The sequence below is a fragment of the Erwinia phyllosphaerae genome (assembly GCF_019132875.1).
GTDB lineage: Bacteria > Pseudomonadota > Gammaproteobacteria > Enterobacterales > Enterobacteriaceae > Erwinia > Erwinia phyllosphaerae.
Window position 1 is genome coordinate 103,885 of record NZ_JAHSPF010000004.1, and the last position, 20,459, is coordinate 124,343.

13 protein-coding genes are annotated in these 20,459 nt (G+C 55.4%); 10 read left to right on the top strand and 3 right to left on the bottom strand.

Annotated elements, in window-relative coordinates; all coding sequences use genetic code 11:
- Positions 1–9: 9 nt before the first annotated feature.
- From KUE00_RS08825 to KUE00_RS08870, 10 genes are all read left to right on the top strand, one after another.
- A complete protein-coding gene (locus KUE00_RS08825) occupies positions 10–507 on the top strand; it encodes a DUF6931 family protein (RefSeq protein ID WP_246759420.1) in 498 nt (165 codons plus the stop codon).
- A complete protein-coding gene (locus tag KUE00_RS08830; protein WP_246759421.1) occupies positions 507–806 on the top strand; it encodes a PAAR domain-containing protein in 300 nt (99 codons plus the stop codon). Before KUE00_RS08825 ends, KUE00_RS08830 begins: the two co-directional genes overlap by 1 nt.
- A 10-nt stretch (positions 807–816) precedes the next feature.
- Positions 817–1,881, top strand: a complete 1,065-nt coding sequence (tssA, locus tag KUE00_RS08835) for a type VI secretion system protein TssA (protein ID WP_246759422.1) — start codon at positions 817–819, stop codon at positions 1,879–1,881.
- Complete coding sequence (locus KUE00_RS08840) at positions 1,878–2,444, top strand: type VI secretion lipoprotein TssJ (RefSeq protein WP_246759424.1); 567 nt, start codon at positions 1,878–1,880, stop codon at positions 2,442–2,444. The genes tssA and KUE00_RS08840 overlap by 4 nt, the downstream gene beginning before the upstream one ends.
- The gene (gene tssK, locus KUE00_RS08845) at positions 2,444–3,835 is read left to right on the top strand and encodes a type VI secretion system baseplate subunit TssK (protein WP_246759425.1); all 1,392 of its coding nucleotides are present in this window, start codon (positions 2,444–2,446) and stop codon (positions 3,833–3,835) included. The genes KUE00_RS08840 and tssK overlap by 1 nt, the downstream gene beginning before the upstream one ends.
- The gene (locus KUE00_RS08850) at positions 3,832–4,455 is read left to right on the top strand and encodes a DotU family type IV/VI secretion system protein (RefSeq protein ID WP_246759426.1); all 624 of its coding nucleotides are present in this window, start codon (positions 3,832–3,834) and stop codon (positions 4,453–4,455) included. The genes tssK and KUE00_RS08850 overlap by 4 nt, the downstream gene beginning before the upstream one ends.
- A gap of 193 nt (positions 4,456–4,648) precedes the next feature.
- Positions 4,649–7,849 carry a type VI secretion system protein gene (locus KUE00_RS08855; protein ID WP_246759427.1) on the top strand — a complete coding sequence of 1,067 codons (3,201 nt, stop codon included), beginning with the start codon at positions 4,649–4,651 and terminating at the stop codon, positions 7,847–7,849.
- Positions 7,846–10,368, top strand: coding sequence for a type VI secretion system ATPase TssH (gene tssH / locus KUE00_RS08860; protein ID WP_246759428.1), 2,523 nt, complete (start codon positions 7,846–7,848; stop codon positions 10,366–10,368). The genes KUE00_RS08855 and tssH overlap by 4 nt, the downstream gene beginning before the upstream one ends.
- A 10-nt stretch (positions 10,369–10,378) precedes the next feature.
- Positions 10,379–11,464 carry a VasL domain-containing protein gene (locus tag KUE00_RS08865; RefSeq protein WP_246759429.1) on the top strand — a complete coding sequence of 362 codons (1,086 nt, stop codon included), beginning with the start codon at positions 10,379–10,381 and terminating at the stop codon, positions 11,462–11,464.
- A 98-nt stretch (positions 11,465–11,562) separates the two neighbouring features.
- The gene (locus KUE00_RS08870; RefSeq protein ID WP_246759430.1) at positions 11,563–13,884 is read left to right on the top strand and encodes an FdhF/YdeP family oxidoreductase; all 2,322 of its coding nucleotides are present in this window, start codon (positions 11,563–11,565) and stop codon (positions 13,882–13,884) included.
- Between the two features lie 133 nt (positions 13,885–14,017).
- On the opposite strand, the gene mqo is transcribed toward KUE00_RS08870, so the two are convergent.
- The 3 genes from mqo to treZ form a co-directional block, all read right to left on the bottom strand.
- Positions 14,018–15,670: a malate dehydrogenase (quinone) gene (gene mqo / locus KUE00_RS08875; protein ID WP_246759431.1), complete on the bottom strand. Its 1,653-nt coding sequence runs from the start codon at positions 15,668–15,670 to the stop codon at positions 14,018–14,020.
- A 318-nt stretch (positions 15,671–15,988) separates the two neighbouring features.
- Positions 15,989–18,490, bottom strand: coding sequence for a malto-oligosyltrehalose synthase (treY, locus tag KUE00_RS08880; RefSeq protein ID WP_246759432.1), 2,502 nt, complete (start codon positions 18,488–18,490; stop codon positions 15,989–15,991).
- Positions 18,487–20,268, bottom strand: coding sequence for a malto-oligosyltrehalose trehalohydrolase (gene treZ / locus KUE00_RS08885; RefSeq protein WP_246759434.1), 1,782 nt, complete (start codon positions 20,266–20,268; stop codon positions 18,487–18,489). Before treZ ends, treY begins: the two co-directional genes overlap by 4 nt.
- Positions 20,269–20,459: the final 191 nt, after the last annotated feature.

Below are 20,459 nucleotides of genomic sequence, written 5' to 3' on the forward strand. Positions count from 1 at the left end.
GAGAGCGTGATGACGATGATATCACCCGGAGGGCTTGCTCTCCTTGAGCATGCGGCCGGTTTTAAAGGAAACATTGCCATGCTGCTTTCGACCCGGCGCTGGGAAGATGCGCTGGCATACTGGGTTGAGAATGTGCCTGTACAGGAGCTGCTCGAAAAAGTCTTGCCCATTATTGTGGATGGCGCAGATAGCGAAGAGCAGACCTGCGTCAACGCTATTCGCGGCTGGCTGAAGGAGCGCAATGATGCTGCTCGCCGTCATATTTTTGAGCAGGCTGAATCGTTAGGTTTTGCGACGCCTCTGGGCGCCATCGGCCTGGCGCTGTTCTGGATGGACGGTAGCCTGACGCCACCGGAATGCGAACCGGTCTATGCCGAAAAGCACCTTGCGCCGCTAATGTTGTGCACCGCAGTCAAACTACTCAGCGTTTCACTTGCCGCAGATAATCCACCGGTTGCAGGAGCAAAACTGCTTTTTTCCCGTGGCTATAACATGGAGGTGGCGTAATGGGACTTCCTGCAGCCAGAGTCGGCGATATGCACGTTTGCCCTATGATGACGCCAGGCGTCCCGCCCATTCCGCACGTCGGCGGGCCCATTCTCGCCCCGGCGTCGCCGACCGTGCTGATAGGCGGTGTACCGGCAGCGGGTATGGGATCGGCCGCGGTTTGCGTTGGGCCGCCCGATAGCGTTGTTGTCGGAAGCGCTAAGGTGCTTATCGGTGGCAAACCCGCAGCCCGCATGGGCGATAGCTGTGCGCACGGCGGCACCATTGTCGCTGGCTGCCCAACCGTACTGATCTCCTGATGGACCGCTAATGAATAACGATTTGGATTTACTGTTGGCCCCCGTTTCGGGCAGTGCGCCGGCAGGGATAAATGTTGAATACGAGCAGGTATACGAAGACATTCGCCAGGCGCGCGAAAGCGATCCCGATTATTTACCGCAGGATGAGTGGAGCACCACCTTGCGTAAGGCGGACTGGCCAAAAGTTATCAGGCTCAGCAGCCAGGTGTTGCGCGACAGCAGCAAGGATATGCAGGTGGCCTGCTGGCTGGTTGAAGGGCTGGCGCAACAAAACGGGATTGCCGGCGCGGCGCGCGGCTTTTACTTTTTAGCGCGTTTTATCGAAGGCTACTGGGAGAGCGGCTGGCCGGAAAACAGCGAGGATAACATGGCGATACGCCACGCTATTTTCAGTCGGCTGGACCGGCAGCTGGCGCAAATGCTGGTCACCAGACCACTGCTGGAAAAGCCAGAAAGCTCGCTCGAGTACTGGCAGAAGGTCCTGGCCCACGAGCATCTGATGACGCTGAAAGAGGCAAGTGACGAGGAGGAGGATGATGATTATACGATGGAGAATTACCAGCGGTGGGTAAGCCAGCTTTCGCCGGAAAGGATTGCCGCGCTGGATGCAGATCTTCACCAGCTTGATGATGGGCTGCACCATTTTATCGCCAGTTATCAGCATGTCGGCAGGCTGGAACACGCCGCCATGCCGCACATGTGCCAGATCCTTGAAGAGTTACAGGCGCTGACGGGACGACTCTATAAGCATGTTGCCCCCGTTACCGATGACGCTGACATTGACGACATCATGCAGCAGAACGTACTGGCTGCCAGCGGTGAAGAGAATTGCGCGGTACCGCTGGCCGGGAGCGTTGCCAGCCAGAAAATGTCTCGCGATCTTGCTATCACACAAATGTTAACCATCGCCCATTTTTTTCGCCAGACGGAGCCTTCCAGTCCCGTTCCTTTTTTAATGGAGCGTGCGGCGCGCTGGGCAAATATGACGCTGACCGAATGGTTAGAGGAGATGCTGCGGGACGACGGCACGCTGCAAACTATTCATAACGTTTTAACCGGGCCGGAAAAAGAATGAGCATTAACTTCCCGCTGAACATTTTACTGCTGCTGGCGCTGTCCGGCTGTGCCAGTAAGCCGGAGCCTACGCCGCCGGTCGCAGACGCCGTTTTTGCCAGCAGTGCTATTACGATAAAACTAAACGCTCGCCCCGATTTAAATAAGGTTAACGAGCTGGCCACCAGCTGTACCGTTCTGGTTCTGCAAGCGGCAGATGAACCAGCCTTACATAAGTTACTGGAAAACCCCGCCATGCTGAAAGGGCTGTTTATGGGCTCCGATGCCGGTGAGGCTCTGCTGAACATTGACCGCTACGTCATGATGCCGGGCCAGACCGCCACCTTGCATATCGACAGGGTAATGAACGCCCGGCATATTGCGCTGGTCGCAGGCTATTACCCGTTTCCCGACAGGCAGCACGCCGTCACTTTTACTCTTCCCGAGCGCATTTACACCACGGGCTGGTGGCAAAAAGTGAAGCATGCCGAACTCTTGCCGCTTACCGTTTCTGTCACGTTGGGCAGCCGCAGCATTCTGCGTAATGAAATAATCAGCCCGGCGGGCCACGGCAAGGAGCAGTAATGTATCCGGAACAGCAGCAAATTTACTGGCACTCAGGCCTTTATTTACAGCCACAGCATTTTCAGTCTTTAGACCTGCATAATGCCTGGCTGCATGCCCGCTACAACCAGCTGGCCCGACCCTATAACGTGGGGATTATCGAGGTGACTATAAATAGTGTAGCGCTGGAAGACGCCGTCCTGAGCGTTGATAATCTTCGGTTTTTGATGCCTGGCGGCGATTATCTACAGTATCCGGGCAACTGTCAGATAGCAAAAAGGGACTTCCGCGACCTGTGGCAACATCGCGATCGGCCGCTGACCTTCTGGCTGGCCCTGAAGCGTTTTGATCCCGTGCATCGCAACGTAACCCTGCCGGGAAAGGAGGGCGAACGTGCCGGTACGCGCTGGCTGAGCGGTGGCGAAGCCACGATGATGAAGGATGTTTACGATCACGCGCCTGACGCGGCAGTTACCCGGCTGAGCTATAACGTGCAGCTGCTGACGGATGCGGAAAAAGAGAGCGCGGTGGACTGCGAATATCTGCCGCTGATCCGTCTCAGCCACGATGGTGAAAAAGTGATTTGCGATCCCGACTTTTCGGCCCCGGCCGTTACGCTACGCGGATCGCCCACGCTCGCCTACCTGATCGATTCACTCTATTTTGAAATTAGCGCCCGCACCAAAAAGCTGGAGGAGTATAAGCGTACCGCGCATCTCAATAGCCGCCGTGAAAGCGGTAATCAGCTAATCCAGCTGCTCGCCATCCGTTCACTGAACCGGGCGCTGCCGATATTAAAAAACTATATTGAGGCGCAGCAGGTTCATCCGTGGCAAATCTACAACCTGCTTTGCCAGCTGACGGGCGATCTCTCTTCTTTCAGCGACAGCTGCTCCTGCCTGGGAGAATGGCGGGGAGAAGAGCACGCAGCGCTGCGCTACGATCACTATCAGCTTTGTCATAGCTTCAGCCGCGTGCGGCAGACGTTGCTTGCGCTGATCAACGATCTGGTACTGGAAAACAACACTTATATCAGGCTGGGTCACGAAAAAGGCATTTACAGCAGCGCGCTGGAAGAGGTCGCAGCAGGTAAAAAAGGCCAAATTTTGCTGATGCTGCGATCCTCGCAGATTGCTTTTGATGATAAACGATTCAGCCAGACGGGCAATTTCAAGCTTGCTGCACGAGAAGCCATTGACGATCTCATCCAGCATGCGCTACCGGGTATTCCGATTACGCGCTGCGCGGAAATCCCTCATGGCGTGCCAAACCGTAACGATACCGCCTGCTATTTTATCCGGCGCGATGGCGAACTCTGGCAGCAGGTCGAAACGAACCGCAGCATTGCCTTTTACTCCCCCGATATGCCTGATGATTTGCTGGTACAGCTTGTCTGTATGGAGGGCGAATGAAATCGTTACTGAACTGCTATTTGCCGGTTTTTAAAACGGGCGTAAGTTTTAAATTAGCGCCGGAAAAACATCCTGAATTTACTCTTTTCCAGCAGCAGATAATGACGGATATTTCCCGCTCCATGGCTGCGGCTGAGCAATATTTTGCTCAGGGTGATTGCCGCAGTGCCTGTTTTGCCGTGGTGGTTTGGTTTGATGAGCTGGTATTGCAGTCATCGCCAGAATGGATTGACAGCTGGCGAAGGAATCTTCTGCAAACGCGATTATTTGATACGGCCATTGGCGGCAGTGATTTTTTTTCCCGCTTTGAAAAAATCAATAAAAAAAACTGGCCGCTGCGCCAGGTTTATCTTTTTTGCCTGTTGCTGGGGTTTAAAGGCATCTATGCCTGGCAAGATAAAAACCTGTTGCAACAGCGCATTGCGGCAGAGCGTGACTGTTTTCCTGAGGAGTGGCAAGACGCCGGCGCAACCCGACTGATAAATGTTACCGCCAGCGAAGGTGAGTCACGCCTGACGCGTTATGCTTTTTTTCTGAACAAGCCCGTTCTCGCGGGCAGCGTTATTTTTATTTACCTGATAATGGTGATGTCAGGCTTATATCTGTTGAAGGGAGTCTGATCTTTTGAAAAAAGCACTCTGTTTATTAGCGTGGGCTTTTTTTCTGTGCCTGCTTTTTTCTCTTTGCTTTTATTTTGCGCTCTGGTCTGGAAAGGGCCTGCTTAAAGCAGCGTTGCTCTGGCTTTTCTTTATTGTGATCCTTTGCCTGTTCTTTTTAATTCGAGCAGCGCTAACGGTTGTTAATGAAAAAAAATTGCTTGGTAAGCTACTGCCCCGGCACGCGTTTACCCGCACGGAACACCTGCTGTTTGGGCAGTGGAAGAAAGGCCTGCACCTGGTAAAGCGGGTTTATAAGAAAAAACAGCTTCCCTGGCTGATATTAACCGGCTCCGCCAGCGGTAAATCAACGCTGATGACCCACGCCGGCATGGCGCAGTGTCTGGACAACCTCGAAAACAACGTGCTGCCTACGCGCACGGTGCGATGGTGGCACTTTCGTCACGCGGCTTTTCTGGAGCTATCCAGCCGCTTTCTGATTGCTGGCAATCCGTTAGCGACCAGCTGGCCGCGCCTGGTGGACTGGCTTCGTTCGGCACCTACGCCCGCCGGTATCGTCGTGACGGTTTCCGCCGGGGAGCTGTTCAGCGGCGAGCCGCAGCCGGAAAGGCTGGCCCAGCTGGTACGGATGCAGCTGGCACCGCTATTGAAAAAGTTACAAAGGAGACTGCCGGTTTATGTGATCGTGACCGGTTGCGATGGGCTTGCTGGTTTTAGCTCATGGGTAAAAAAACTCTCTACGCTACAGCAACAGCAGGCGTTGGGACGCCACTGGCGGCAGTCACCGTTGCCAGACGAGAAAGACCCGGGCCTGCTGGATTCGCTGTTTCTGCCGCTTAAAGAGGGGCTGGACAGAGCGCGTCTCGGTCACTTGTCGGGGCAGGTTGCCGATGAAAGCCTGCCCGATCTGCTGGCGTTTCCTGAGGAAATGATGCGCCTGCAGCAGCCCGTGCAGCGTTATGTCGCCACGCTTTGCGCCACGGACTCCTTCTCAGCGTCAGGGCAGCTGGCAGGGATCTGGTTTACCGCCGCACTGCCGGACGGCCCAAACCGCCTGCGCGGTTACTTTATGGATGAACTGCTGACGCTGATACCTGAATTAAGCCAGCAGCGGGAGCCGGTATACAGTGGTTACTACCGACGCTATGCCCGCTGGGGAGGCCTGGCCGCTACCGCTTTGGTGCTGACACTGTTACTGGCCAGCGCTGGCAGTACGCTACAGCTGATTACTGGCGACAGCAACAGCCTGACGGATGACGTTAGCCGACTTTTGCGCATCGAGACCAGTGCCGATCGTTTCCGCTATTTGCCGTTCCGTATGGTGCTCAGCCACTATCAGCAGCGTCTTGCAGAAAAGCTTGTGGCTGCCGCTGCTGTACGGCCCATTGATATTAACAAAGCGACAGAGCAGTACACGTCCTTGTTTGACAAAGCCAGTGCCGAACAACAGCGTAAGCTGATTATCGCGCTGGCTGAGGCGATAGCCAGCAAACAAGCGATGCGTAACAACGCTCCGCTGGCTTCTCTTGCGCCGGTTTTACCTTCGCTGACGATGTTTGCAAGCTCTGGTCCGCTCTCACCCACACATAGCCTTATTGTACAGCGTGCTTTACTGAACGGGCCACAGGGCGCCGCGCAGCTTCAGCATCTGCGTCAGCTGTTGCAGCTGTTGGTTAATCGCGATCCGCAATGGCAGTGGCTGCTTGCTCCCGTCGCTGAGCTACCGGCTATTCGGCTGGCGGATTTTTTACCCGCAACTACGAATGCGATAGTTATTGAAAGTAGCTGGACAGTGCAGGGACGCCAGCAGCTGCAGGCCTGGCTGGAGCAAATCCGCATGGCGGCGGGTGAACGGCTTCCCGCGCTGGACAAGTTTGAACAGCACTATAACGCGCTGAGACAGGCGGCCTGGCAGAAATTTATGGTTGAGCTGTCCCGACAGGCAATCCCTTTTTATAGCGCCGGGCAATGGACAGATATCCTGCTGGCGATTGGTGATGAAAAAGGGCCAGCGCTGCGCTTTGTTACCCTTGCAGAACAGCAGCTTAGCGATATCAGCGCGCAGGAGGCCGCGCCCTGGCTGAGGCAGCTTCGTCGGCTGAGTAAGGTGCAGACCACGGCGAAATTGCAAAAATGGCTGCGGCAGAAAAGCCTGCTGGAGAGCGAGCTACGTCAAAAGATCGCCGGACCGCAAGCCAGTCCAGGGATTTCCATTGCGCAAGTGGAGGCCTGGCATGCCTGGCGCAAAAGCGCTCAGCTTGCCGTGTCTGCTGCGCTGGGTGCGCCTGCAAACACACTGCTGACGGCAGGACTTTTCCAGAGTGCTACAGATAAGGCCGAAAACCCATTGCGGGCGCTTCGTCTGCCGCAAAACAGCCTGCGCAAAGAACTCCTGATTGCTGACCCGGCTACCGACAGGTTCTGGCTTCTGTATGCACTGGAAGAGCGGCTGCTGGTGGCGCATGCCATGCAGCAAACCGGCTGTTGGCTACAGCAGCAGTGGGAAAAAACCGTGCTTTGGCCGCTCGATAAGCTGAAGTCGCGCTTGTCGTACGATGAACTACAAGACCGTTCCCGGCTTTACCTGTCAGCCTTTATGCGTGGCCCGGCGAAAGAGGTGCTGGTAGCCGACAGTCGCGGGGTGACAAGCGGGACTTATGCAGAACAGCAGGTACCGCTAACCCCCTCGTTTTTACTGTTAGTCAACGAAATGCTACGACCCGATGATCTGCTGGCGCTGCCTGAACGTCAGTCTCTCCAGCTGGATGCAAGGCTGTCGCGGCTGCGGGAACAACAGCAAGTGTTAAAAGAAGAAAAGGCGACGCTGGAGGCCCGCTCGGCCGAACTGACGTTACAAAGCCTGCCGGCGACTATTCCCGGCGGCGCACGTCTGATGCCGACAGGTACCACGCTGACGCTCTTTTGCGGCGATCGACAATGGTCGCTGGACAGTATGAATTTCAGCGACCGGGCGACTTTTCTCTGGCGTCCCGGCCATTGTCAGCGGGTCACGCAAACTATCAAATTCCCCGGCTTTCAGCTTGCTTATCACTATAAAGGCGACGGCGCATGGCCGGAATTTTTAAACGCTATCGCTAATGGGCAGCATAGCTACAGTGCCGACGACTTTCCTGAGCAGGCCGATTTTTTACGGGCGCAAAACATTCATACCGTGCTGGTGCGCTACCAGGCCGGGCCGCTGGATGAAGTATTAGATCTCTGGCAGCAATGGCAGGAAACGGCGCAGGCTTTACGTGACAACGTCACCGATCGGTACGATCTTGCTCAAGAAACTTTTGATGATGAAAACCAAAAAGAAGATTTATCCGCTTTGCCGGTGACCATTGCAGCTTGTCACCAGCACTCTTTCTCCTCTGTTCGCCAGGAAACACCATGAGTCACTATCTGAAGAAAATTGTCGAATTACTTACCAGCGATGGCCGCCAGTGTCTGGATGCTGCGATCAGCCTGGCCGTTAGCCATAACCACCATGAGGTCGGCATTGAACATCTGTTGCTTAGCACCCTTGCGGCACAGCCCATGCTGGTCGAGGAGCTTTGCCTTAAAGCCGGACTGCGCGGCGATCGGCTGGTTGACGCGCTGCAGCTTACGCTGCAACAGCAGCGCCGTGGTAACACCAGCGGGCCGGTTTTTTCGCTCTCATTAGTTAACTATCTGGAAATGGCCTGGCTGCATGCCAGCGTTGTCTGGCAGCACGAGCGGCTTGCCGCCTCCGCTTTTATTGCCTGCCTGCTGGCCCACAGATCCGATCATGCCTTTGCACAGGCGCAGGCTATGAGCACGGCCCTGCAATGCGATGCTGAGCTGGCCGACGAGCTGCTCTCTGCCGCCGCGAAAAGCACCGGCGTCGGTCAGATTGCCGTCAATGCATCTCAGGAGAATACGGCGTTAAAAAAATATACCCACAACCTTACCGAGCGCGCGCGTGAAGGAAAGCTCGATCCGGTATCGGGGCGCGAATATGAAATTCGCCAGATGACCGATGTGCTGTTGCGTCGTCGGCAGAATAACCCGGTACTGGTTGGCGATCCTGGCGTCGGTAAAACCGCGCTGGTGGAAGGCCTCGCCCAGCTTATCGTTAGCGGCAATGTGCCGCCACGGCTGCAAAATATGGCGGTACTGGCGCTGGACTTAACATTACTGCAGGCGGGTGCCAGCGTGAAGGGCGAATTTGAAAAGCGCCTGCAGGCCGTACTGAAAGAGGTAAGGACTTATGCTTCACCGGTTATTTTATTTGTCGATGAAGCCCACATGCTGATTGGCGCGGGCGGGCAGGCTGGACAGAATGATGCGGCCAACCTGTTAAAACCGGCGCTGGCGCGTGGCGAAATTCGTCTGATTGGGGCCACCACGTGGGCTGAATATAAAAAGTACTTTGAAAAAGATGCCGCGCTGGCGCGGCGTTTTCAGCGTATTCAGGTTGAAGAGCCGGATACGCCAACGGCCATCACCATGTTGCGTTCTCTGGCGGGCCGCATCAGCCAGCATCACGGCGTACCGATACCGGACAGCGCTATTGTCGCGGCGGTAGAGCTGTCGCAGCGTTATATCACCGGAAGGCAGCTTCCCGACAAGGCTATAAGCCTGCTGGATACGGCCTGCGCCAGAGTGTCGCTATCGCAGTGCCATCAACCGCCGGAAATTGAAAATCTTAATACCCTGCTGCACAACATCGCGCTGGAACGTCAGAGTATCGCCGACGAGCCGCAAAGCGCGACGCGGCTTGATGAGCTTGCAGAACACGAGGCGCAAATAAGGCAAGATCTGGCCGCGCTGGCACCCGTCTGGCAAAACCAGCACGAGCTGGTCAGGCAGATCCTCGCCTGTGAAGATCAAACAGAAAAACGCAGCCTGCGTCAGCAGCTAACGGCAATGCATCAGGACAGCACGCTGGTGTACGAACGGGTCGATCCGCCTTGCGTGGCGGAGATCATAACCGGCTGGACAGGGATCCCGGCCAAAAATATGCTCGGCAAAGCGTCGCAACAGCTCGACTGCCTGACGGCGCAGCTTGAACAGCGCGTTATCGGGCAATCGCACGTTATCGAGTCCATCGTGCAGCAGATCCGTATTAGTAAAGCCGATTTGAGCGACCCGGAAAAACCTTGTGGCGTATTTATGCTTGCCGGGCCGTCAGGCGTGGGGAAAACAGAAACGGCGCTGGCGCTGGCCGATCTGCTGTATGGCGGCAGGAGCAATATGATCGCCATAAATATGTCTGAATATCAGGAAGCGCATTCGGTCGCAGGACTCAAAGGATCGCCTCCGGGTTACGTGGGCTACGGTCAGGGAGGCGTACTGACCGAGGCGGTGCGCCGTCAGCCTTATAGCGTGGTGCTGCTGGACGAAGCGGAAAAGGCCCATCCGGACGTCATGGAGCTGTTTTATCAGATTTTTGATAAGGGCATGATTGAAGACAGCGAAGGGCAAAAAATAAATTTCCGCAACACGCTGATTATTTTAACCAGCAATCTGGGAAGCGAGCTGCTGATGGCCGCACCGGATAACCAGGATAGCGTGGCGCTCACCAGACTTATTCGCCCTGAGTTTGAACGCGTGTTTCGTCCTGCGCTGATGGGCCGACTCACTTTGCTTCCCTGCCTGCCATTACAGGGTGAAACGCTGAAGCGGATTATTGAGCTTAAGCTGGGCAAACTTTGCCAGCGCTTCGCCGGTGCCCGCCGCCATCGCTCGCTGAGCTATAGCCGTAGCGTCATCAGCTATGTGGCCGATCGTTGCCACGTTCAGCAGAGCGGAGCGCGCGACATTGATGCGGTGCTGGCGAGAGAACTGTTGCCGTTACTCACCGATCGGGTGCTCAGTGCAGGCGATGATGACCTGCATCTTCGCGCAACGGTTTCCGGGCAGCAGCTGGTCCTGAATAAGCGTGCATAAAGGGGCAAGGATGAATGAGCTTTTCAATAAAAAAACGTTAAGGATCAACGGCAACGATCCACGCAGGAGCAGAGCTTTTCTGGCGCTAAGCGAGGTAATGAATATGCCGGATCGGCTCCCGTCTGGCGAAAAAGACTGGCAGGCGCTGGAAAAAACGTACCAGCAGCATCTTCGCCACTACGGGTTTGACCTGCAAAGCGGCTGCTGGTTTTGCCTGATTAATTTACAGCAGCATGGCTGGCAAGGGCTGGCCCAGGCTTTATCTCTGCTGGTCTGGGCCTGGAGTGAGCCGGACGGCAGAAGCTGCTGGCCTGCGGGTGATGACATGCGTGTCTTGCTGCTGGAGTGGTTTAACAGCCATGTCGTGACCCGTATTTACACGCTGGAGAGCGAGGTTGCAGGTGGCGAACTGAAGCTGATTGCCCAGGATATTGCGCAGCTTCAGGCACAGGCAGAGAAAGCCAACGCCCGCTGTCGCCATGCTTTGCGCAACATTCACTACTTTCTGCAAATTCGAGGGCAGCGGCCTGTGGCGGAAGCCGCGCCAGCCGTGCAACCTGAACAGCCAGCGGTAAAAGAGGATGCCAGCAAGCCTCGACGACGACGTGACGCCCTGGTCTGGTCTCTTGCTGGTGCGGCCAGCGGCGTAGCGATAACGTTGCTGACCGTTACGCTAATGCATAAACCCGTGAAGGGGCTACAGGACAATGCGCTTGCTCAGCGCCCGGCGCTGATCTGGCCAAACAATGAAGCCAGCCAGCGGTGGCAACAATTGTTACAGGAGAGAGCGGCCAGCCTGCCTTCTACGGCAGGTTACGGCCGGGTTCTCGCCAGGCTGGATGAGCTGGATGCGCAGCTTCTGGCCGCAGAACAGCGAAAGGGAAGTTATCTCACCATTTCAGAACTGAAAAGCATCTCCTGGACTTTGCGTCGTGAACTGGAAAGCGCCGGGCCGCTGCCGGAGCAGCTGTTACAACAGGCAGGATCCCTGGCCCAGCTGCAACAGATAGCAGAGCGTCTGGATGCGCTGACCGCGTTCTATTTGCTCAGGCAGCAACAAATACTGGCACAGGAAAACGGTGCAAGTCCTTCGTAAGTTGTCGACAAACAGATTGCCTTACATTTGTTACCGCGCAACCGCCGGAGCCTGTTCTAAGCTAAAAGCTGGATTAAGCAAATGTGACGCGGAGTGGTATGAAACAGGAAAATAAAACAATCGGTATTGCGCCCTATGGCGGTTCAGCCGGCGGCTGGGGTGCACTGAAAGCCGTTGCCGACGCGCTGCGTGGCCAGATGTCTGTAAAGCAGGATGTCATTGCTCTTTTTAAAGTTAACCAGCCGCAGGGGTTTGACTGTCCGGGCTGTGCATGGCCCGATCCTCGCCACGGCTCCTCTTTCGAATTTTGTGAAAATGGCGCGAAGGCCGTCTCCTGGGAAGCCACCAGCAAGCGCACCACGCCCGAATTTTTCTCTGCCCATACCGTCAGTGAACTGTGGCACCGCAACGCTTTTGAGCTGGAAGGCGAAGGCCGCCTGACGCATCCTATGAAATATGATGCGGCAACCGACACTTATCAGCCTATCGAATGGGAAACCGCCTTTCGTGAAATAGGCGAAAAGCTGCAAAGCTATGACGATCCGGACAGCGTGGAGTTTTATACCTCTGGCAGGGCTTCCAACGAAGCGGCCTTCCTGTGGCAGCTCTTTGCGCGCGAATACGGCACCAATAACTTCCCGGACTGTTCCAACATGTGCCACGAGCCGACCAGCGTGGGCCTGCCGCAGTCAATCGGCATCGGTAAAGGTACCATTGAGCTGGAAGATTTTGACCATTGCGATCTAGTTATCTGCATTGGCCACAATCCCGGTACCAACCATCCAAGGATGCTGGGCACGCTACGGGAAGTCTCTAAGCGTGGCGCAACTATCGTCGCAATTAATCCGCTGCGCGAGCGCGGTCTGGAACGTTTCACCTCGCCGCAAAGCCCGGTTGAAATGCTTTCGCTCAGCTCCACCGAGCTGGCTTCCACCTACTATAAAGTGCGGGTAGGTGGCGATGCGGCGATGCTGAAAGGCGTCATGAAATGCCTGCTTAGCATGCACGATAAAGCACTGGCAGCCGGTCAGCCTGGCGTGCTGGATGAAGCGTTTATCAATGAGCACACGCAGGACTTTGAAGCGCTAAAAGCCGATCTGGAGAGCACCGACTGGCAGCATATCTTCAAAGTTTCCGGGATGTCGTTTGAAGAAATTCAAAAAATTGCGCGGCTCTATGCCGCTTCTGAGAGAACCATCATCTGCTACGGCATGGGGATTACGCAGCATCAGTACGGCACGCAAAACGTTCAGCAGATTGCTAACCTGCTGCTGATGCGCGGCAATATCGGAAAAAAAGGCGCCGGAATTTGCCCGCTGCGCGGTCATTCTAACGTGCAGGGCGATCGTACCGTCGGCATTACCGAAATTCCGCCGCAGACGCTGCTGGACAGCCTTGAGAAGGTCTTCGGCTTTAAGCCGCCACAGCACCATGGTCACGGTGCCGTGCAGGCGATTCAGGCGATTCGTGACGGTCATTCGAAAGCGCTGCTTTGTCTGGGCGGTAACCTGGCGGAAGCCATCTCCGATCCGCAGCAGACTTTCGAAGCGATGCGCAAGCTCGACCTGGTGGTGCATATGGCGACCAAGCTGAATCGTTCACATCTGCTGCTGGGCAAACACAACTATCTGCTGCCGGTGCTTGGCCGTACCGAAATTGACCGACAGGCTTCTGGCGAACAAAGCGTCACCGTCGAAGATTCTATGTCAATGGTGCATGCTTCCCGCGGATCGCTGAAACCCGCCTCGCCATGGCTGAAGTCAGAACCCGCTATCGTGGCCGGGCTGGCGAAGGCAACGCTGCCTGACACTAAGGTGAACTGGGACAGAATGATCGGCGATTACAGTTTTATTCGCGAAGCCATTGAAGCAGTATTTCCGGCGTTTAAGGACTTTAATCGCAAGATCCTGCAACCGGGTGGTTTTAGGCTTTATAACGCGGCGTCCGAACGTAAATGGCTGACGCCATCCGGACGGGCGGAGTTTAAGGTGATGCAGGGCATTAATGAAGATCCTCGCTCGCTGAAATGCCACGATCTGGTGCTGACCACGCTGCGCAGCCACGACCAGTACAACACGACGCTCTATGGTTTAAACGATCGCTATCGTGGGGTAACCGGCAGGCGAGATGTTCTGTTTATTTCTGCTGAAGAGGCGGAAAGCCGTCAGCTGCGCGTGGGGGATAAGGTAAATATGGTTGCGCTCGATCCGGAAGGCAACAAAACTTCGCGACGGCTGGATAACCTGACGATAGTGGTGTACGACATGGCACCGGGTTCGGTCGCCGCCTACTATCCGGAAGCTAACGTGATGGTGCCGCTGGACAGCTTTGACACCGAAAGCGGGATCCCGGCCTATAAAAGCATTCCGATTGTGCTGGAGCATGCAGAGGCAACGGAAACGTCGGGGACGCTACGCTAAGAGAACAGAGGTAACCGCGTTGTTGGGCGGAACATTTTCTATACAGGGGGATCGTTTCAGACGCGGGTGCAAAAGAAAAAGGGCGGCTACCAGCCGCCCTTTATTTTTAGCTTTCTCACGTATAAAGCGAAGCTTACAGCGCCATATCGTGTTTGGCCGGGGTTTTCTCCGCCTGGCCGGTAATGGTTGACTGTGCAGGTTCCTGAGCAGGCATGTTAATGACCGGTGGTTTGGTCAGCTGTAAGGTTTCTGCCGTGTCATCCCAGACTTTCTGCGTCAGCGCGGTGTTGCCGTTCAGCGTCTGGCCGTAAGTCGGCACAACTTTATGGATCTTTTCCTGCCATTCAGGTGAGTTAAACTGCTCCGGGAACAGCTTCTTCATCACGTTAATAGCGATAGGGGCCGCGGTAGAAGCACCCGGCGAGGCGCCAAGCAGGGCCGCAACGGTTTTCTGCTGGTCGGTAACGATTTCCGTTCCCAGCTTCAGCACGCCGCCTTTATCCGCGTCTTTCTTGATAATCTGTACGCGTTGACCTGCCTGAATCAGCTTCCAGTCTTCTTTCTTCGCGTCCGGATAGTACTCTTTCAGCGAAGCGAAACGGTCGTCGTCGCTCAGCATAACCTGACCGATCAGGTATTTCACCAGGTCAAAGTTATCCAGGCCAACGTGCGTCATCGGCATAAAGTTGCTGGTGGTAGTGGTGCCCAGCAGATCGAACAGCGAACCATTTTTCAGGAATTTGGTAGAGAAGGTCGCGAACGGCCCAAACAGCACTACACGCTTACCGTCCAGGTTACGCGCATCCAGATGCGGTACGGACATTGGCGGCGCGCCTACGGAAGCCTGACCGTAAACTTTTTCCAGGTGACGGCTGGTAATGGCCGGGTTTTCAGTGACCAGGAACGAACCGCCAACCGGGAAGCCCGCATAGTTGTCTGCTTCCGGAATACCGGTTTTCTGTAACAGCTTCAGCGCGCCGCCGCCAGCGCCGATAAAGACATATTTCGCGTCGATAGCGCGCTCGCTGCCGTTTTTCACGTCTTTGATCGTGACGTGCCAGGAGTTGTCGCCGTTACGTTTGAAATCGGTCACTTCTGACGACGTTTCCAGCTTAAAGTTGCTGTTTTTCTGCAGGCTGGCGGTCAGCTGACGAGTGATTTCACCGTAGTTTACGTCGGTGCCGACTGGCGTCCAGGTCGCGGCAACTTTCTGCTTAGGATCGCGGCCTTCGATAATCAGCGGTGCCCACTGCTTGATCTGATCCTGATCGGTAGAGAATTTCATGCCCTGGAACAGGGTGGTTTTTTGCAGCGCGGCGTAGCGCTTGCTGAGATAGTTAACGTTGTCGTCGCCCCAGACAAAGCTCATGTGTGGCGTCGAGTTAATGAAAGAGTGCGGGTTGTTCAGCACGCCGCTTTTTACCTGAGAAGTCCAGAACTGGCGGGAAATCATAAAGGCTTCGTTGATTTCCAGCGCTTTGCTGACGTCGATAGTCCCGTCGGCGCGCTCAGGCGTATAGTTCAGTTCCATGTTGGCGGAGTGGCCAGTACCGGCGTTGTTCCAGCCGTTGGAAGACTCAAGCGCCACGGCATCCAGTTTTTCCACCATGATCTGTTTCCAGTCTGGCTGCACGTCTTCCAGCATCGTACCCAGCGAGGCGCTCATGATGCCGCCGCCGATCAGCAGGACGTCGGTTTTCTCTGGTGTAGTTTCAGCGTGGATCGCTGAAGAAATCAGTAAAGTTGACAGCGAAAGCGATGTAAGAAGCTTTTTTGATTTATTCATGGCAGGTCACAAGTCGGAATTTGACATTAGTTAAAAAGTGGTTGTAAATATTAAAATATTGTTATGCCGAATGGCACCTGTTTTTAGTTACAAAACTAAAAAATGTCATATTTAAGTTAATTTAGTTACAAATGACGGGTGGCTGGCGGGTTGATTGTTACATAACTTACCAAAAATAGTGCTTTCACTCTCTGCGCACGGATGCCAGCAATAACTACAGAGGGCAGTATTGTTAAATTACTTCGCTATGTTGAAAGGCAAAAAGCGGGGTCGGACGTGCGGTAAAATGACGCCGGTCTGCAAAGACCGGCATCTGAGTTAACGACTAAGCAAAATCAGCGGCGAGCGGCAGTCGAGACCGTTCAGATTAATGCTGCTTTCCAGCGCCAGTTCTTCGCCGCTGAGAACATTGTAATAGCGGCGATGGGCAAGCTGTGACGGTAACGCGATGTCGGTATCCTTCCAGTGGCCTTGCTGCATTAAATCCAGCACAAGCCTTGGCGTAATAACGATTAACGCGGCATCATCACCCGTTCGCGCATACGCCACCACATTCTTAGCTCGGATGCCGCTTACCGTCAGCGGCAGATAAGCGCCTTTGCGAAACAGTTCCGGCTGCTGATGACGTAAAGGCAGCACGCTGGCAATAAGATGCTGCTTCAAACGGCCATCCAGCCAGTGCTCTTCGCGGCTGAAGTCTACGGATGCGGTATCTTGCAGCAACTTCTCCAGCGCGGCGAAATCGGGTTCGCGACGGTTGTCAGGATCGACCAGGCTGAAATCCAGCGTTTCGCTTCCCTGATAAATATCCGGCACGCCAGGCGCCGTCAGCTTTATGGCTGTCTGGGCAAGGCTGTTAACCAGGCCCGCGTGAATAAACGGCTGTAGCGCCGATGTGAAATCCAGCAGAAAAGCCTTATTTTCCGGCGAGAGCAGGTGACGGACATAGTCCAGCACGGCATTCTCGTAAATTTCGTTGCTGTCTGCCCAGTCTGTACGCAGCTTCGCTTCGCGTAGCGCTTTCTCGACAAAGCCCAGGAATCGCTCCTCCAGCGCTTTTAATCCTGCGGCGTCATCGGGCTGAAGCTGAGGTGGCCAGACGCCGGCCAGCGCCTGATACAGCATCCATTCTACCGCCGGTTTAGGCGCCGGGCCGTCCGTCAGCTTCATCACCTTAACGTGATTCATCTGCCGCCAGCGGTTAACGTGTTCAGCCCACTTCTCCGGCGCTTCGGTCAGCGTATAAAGCCGTGCGCGGGCATCTTCGCCGCGCTTGGTATCGTGGGTGGTGGTGCCGGAAAGCCCATCCGGCTGCCGTTCCAGTCGCGTTTGCATTTCCGCATGGAAGCGTGCCAGCGAAAAGGTATCCGGCATCGGTTCGGCACCCACTTCGTTCAGCGCCAGCGCAAGATGCAAACGGAAGAACAGCGTGTCTTCGACCGATTTTGCCATCAGCGGCCCGGTCAGCTGCTGGAAGCGCGTACGGAAAACGGCGGCTTCCTGCTGTGCCGCCGCTGAAACTTCGCCAGCCAGCACGCGCGTCAGGAAGCCCAGCGTTTCACGATCGGCCGTCTGTACTTTTTCCACGACTTTCAGCAGAAGATCGGCATCGGCCGCCGGTAACCCTTCGGCTGTACCATAAGTACGATAAACAGGGAAGGCCACCAGCAGCTCACGCAGCGCTGAGAGCAAGGCTTTTTCATCCGTGTTTTCGTTATCGCGACGGGCAATGGAAAGCGCCAGCTGTAATAGCCTGTTTGCCTCTCCGGCAAAATTGCGTGTCGCCATCAACATTTTGGCCGCGCGCAGTTCAGCATCGACATCTACCGGCTTGCCCAGGATCTCTTCATAGGTTTTGCGCAGCGTCCGGATTTTGTCGCCATCCACCAGCGCTTCCGCCAGAGTGGCGATAAACTCGTAGCCGGTGGTGCCGGAAACGGGCCAGTCCGCCGGCAGCTGCTCATCTTTGGCCAGAATTTTTTCGACCGTAAGGTAGCAATTTGGGCCCACGGCCTGACGTAAACGCTCCAGATACCCTTTGGGATCGGCAAGGCCATCGACGTGATCGAGACGCAGCCCGTCAACCGCCCCGGAATGCACCAGCTCTAGCGCCAGACGATGCGCATCGTTGAACACGGCTTCGTCTTCAACCCGCACGCCAGCCAGCCCGGTTATTTCAAAAAAGCGGCGATAAGAAAGATCGCGCGGCGCGTCACGCCAGCTCATCAACTGATAGGGCTGCTGCTCGTGCAGCTCCGCTATTTTTGCGCTGTCGGTCAGCTGAAGCACTTCTTCTTCACGACCCTGCCAGCTGTCGGGCGTCAGTGGATAAAACGTTTCGTAATAGGCCAGCGCCGGTTTGCCGGTTTGCGGATCGGGCCGAACGGTGATCGCACCATTTTCCAGCTCGGTGGCAAAGTCATCGCCAAGGAACGGCAGCGTCAGGCGGCGCGACCAGTCGATATCAAAGTAACGGGCGTAACGGCTTTTTTCACCATACTCAACCACGTCGCGCCACCAGGCGTTTTCCAGCGAAGAAGCCATATGGTTTGGCACAATATCTAAAATCAGGCCCAGCCCGGCGTCCTTCAGGGCTTTTACCATGCGCTCAAAGCCCTGACGGCCACCGATGGCGGGGTCGATCTCGTTGGCGTCGGTGACATCGTACCCGTGCGTGGAGCCGGAAAGCGCCGTAAAGATGGGTGAAGCATAAAGATGACTGATGCCAAGCGCCTTAAAATAAGGCACCAGCGCGGCGGCACGATCAAAGGTCATACCGTTACGAAACTGAATGCGGTAGGTCGCTGCGGGAATATTCACTTTGGCTCTCTCGTGGCAAGACGAACAATAATAGAATTTTGCACCAGCTCTTTAGCTTCCTGCGGCCAGCTGAACAGAGTCTCGCCCGGCAATTGAGGCTGCGGCTGCGTTTTTTCACCGATATTCAGCGCAAGAGAAAGCGTACCATCGGGGAAAGTCCAGCTGACGGCGAAGAAGCCCGGCGCGGTATTAATTACCTTACCGCTGTGGCCGCCAGCGTTTGCCAGCAGCGGAACGATATGTTGCTGGCGCAGCGTCAACAGGCTTTTGCTGAAGGCCAGCCAGGCTTTGCCTTCTTCGCTTTGCAGTTTGTTCCAGTCCAGCTTTGAGATATGAAAAGTGTTTTCCGCGTTCGGATCGGGCACGCTTTCATCTTCATGTCCCGCATGGCCCTGAAACTCTCTGGCCCGGCCTTCACGTACCGCTCTGGCAAGATCGCCATGGAAGTCAGTGAAGAACAGGAAAGGGTTGGTTTCGCCATACTCTTCGCCCATAAACAGCAGCGGAATATGCGGCGAGCACAGCAGCGTGGCCAGCAACACTCTGGTACGTTCTGCACCGGCGAGCTGAATCAGCCTTTCCCCCTGCGCGCGGTTACCGACCTGATCGTGATTCTGGATAAAATCGACGAAGGCGACCGGCGGCTGGCCCGCGCTGGCTACGCCGCGTTTTTCGCCGGACTGCGCCGAGACTTCGCCCTGATAAGCAAAACCTTCCGTCAGGATACGGGCAATCAGTTTTTCCGGCTCTCTGGCAAAGTCCTGATAGTAGGCATGCGTTTCGCCAGTCGCGAAAACGTGTATAGCGTTATGAAAATCATCATTCCATTCGCCGGTAAACAGCGGCGCAGAACCATCTTCCTTACGCGGATGCAGGAAAATGACGTTGCGGCTGTCTTCGGTGGTCAGGTGCGCTGGCCGGTCGGTAATTTCGCTGCGGATGCGCTCGGCGATTTCAATCAGCGCGTGTTTTGCTGAAATATCTTCAATCTGATCGATAGCGTCAAAGCGCAGTCCGTCCAGGTTGAACTCTTTTAGCCAGTAGAGCGGGGCTTCCACAATATATTGGCGGGCCGCTGCGACATCGTAAGCGATACCCGCTCCCCAGGGCGTGACGCGCTCCTTATGGAAAAAGTCGGGCGACAGCAGCGGCAGATAGTTGCCTTCCGGTCCGAAGTGGTTGAGCACGATATCCAGCACCACCGACAGGCCATGACCGTGCGCGGCGTCAATAAAGGCTTTAAAGTCATCCGGCGTGCCGTAGACGGAATGCGGTGCGTAAAGCAGCACGCCATCGTAACCCCAGCCACGGTTGCCACCAAACTGCGAGACGGGCAGCACTTCCAGCATCGTAACGCCAAGCCCGGCCAGATAAGGTAATTTCTCAATGGCAGCCTTAAAAGTGCCTTCCGGCGTGAAGGTGCCGATATGCATTTCATAAACGACGGACTCTTCCCACGCGCGACCTTGCCACGGGTGCTGCCAGCTATAACTTTCCGGGTTAATGACTAACGAGGGGCCATTAACATCCGCTTTCTGGCCACGCGAGGCCGGATCGGGTATCACCAGGCCGTCAGGAAGCACAAAGTTATACTCGGTGCCCGGCGCAATGCCGCTTATTTCTGCTGTGAACCAGCCGTCTTCATCCCGGGTCATCTCGCGATCGTGGCCAGCGAGCCGTAGCTTTACGCTTTGTTGTCCCGTTGCCCATAAACGAAAACGGACCGTGTCGGCGGCCACGTACTCCGCGCCCCAGGTTTTGCTAAATGTTGATCCCATTCCATAGCCTCGTTTATCACAGCGTGAGGCACCGCGCGGCCTTTCCGGCGATGCAAGCTTTTGATGAAATCATAGACTATTGCGCGGGGAGCGTTGCCTCTGTGGGGCAACGCACTGAAGCTTGATGCTAATCAACCTGTTTCCACCTGAGTCGAATAATATCAAACGTCCTTTTTTATATTTAAGCGACA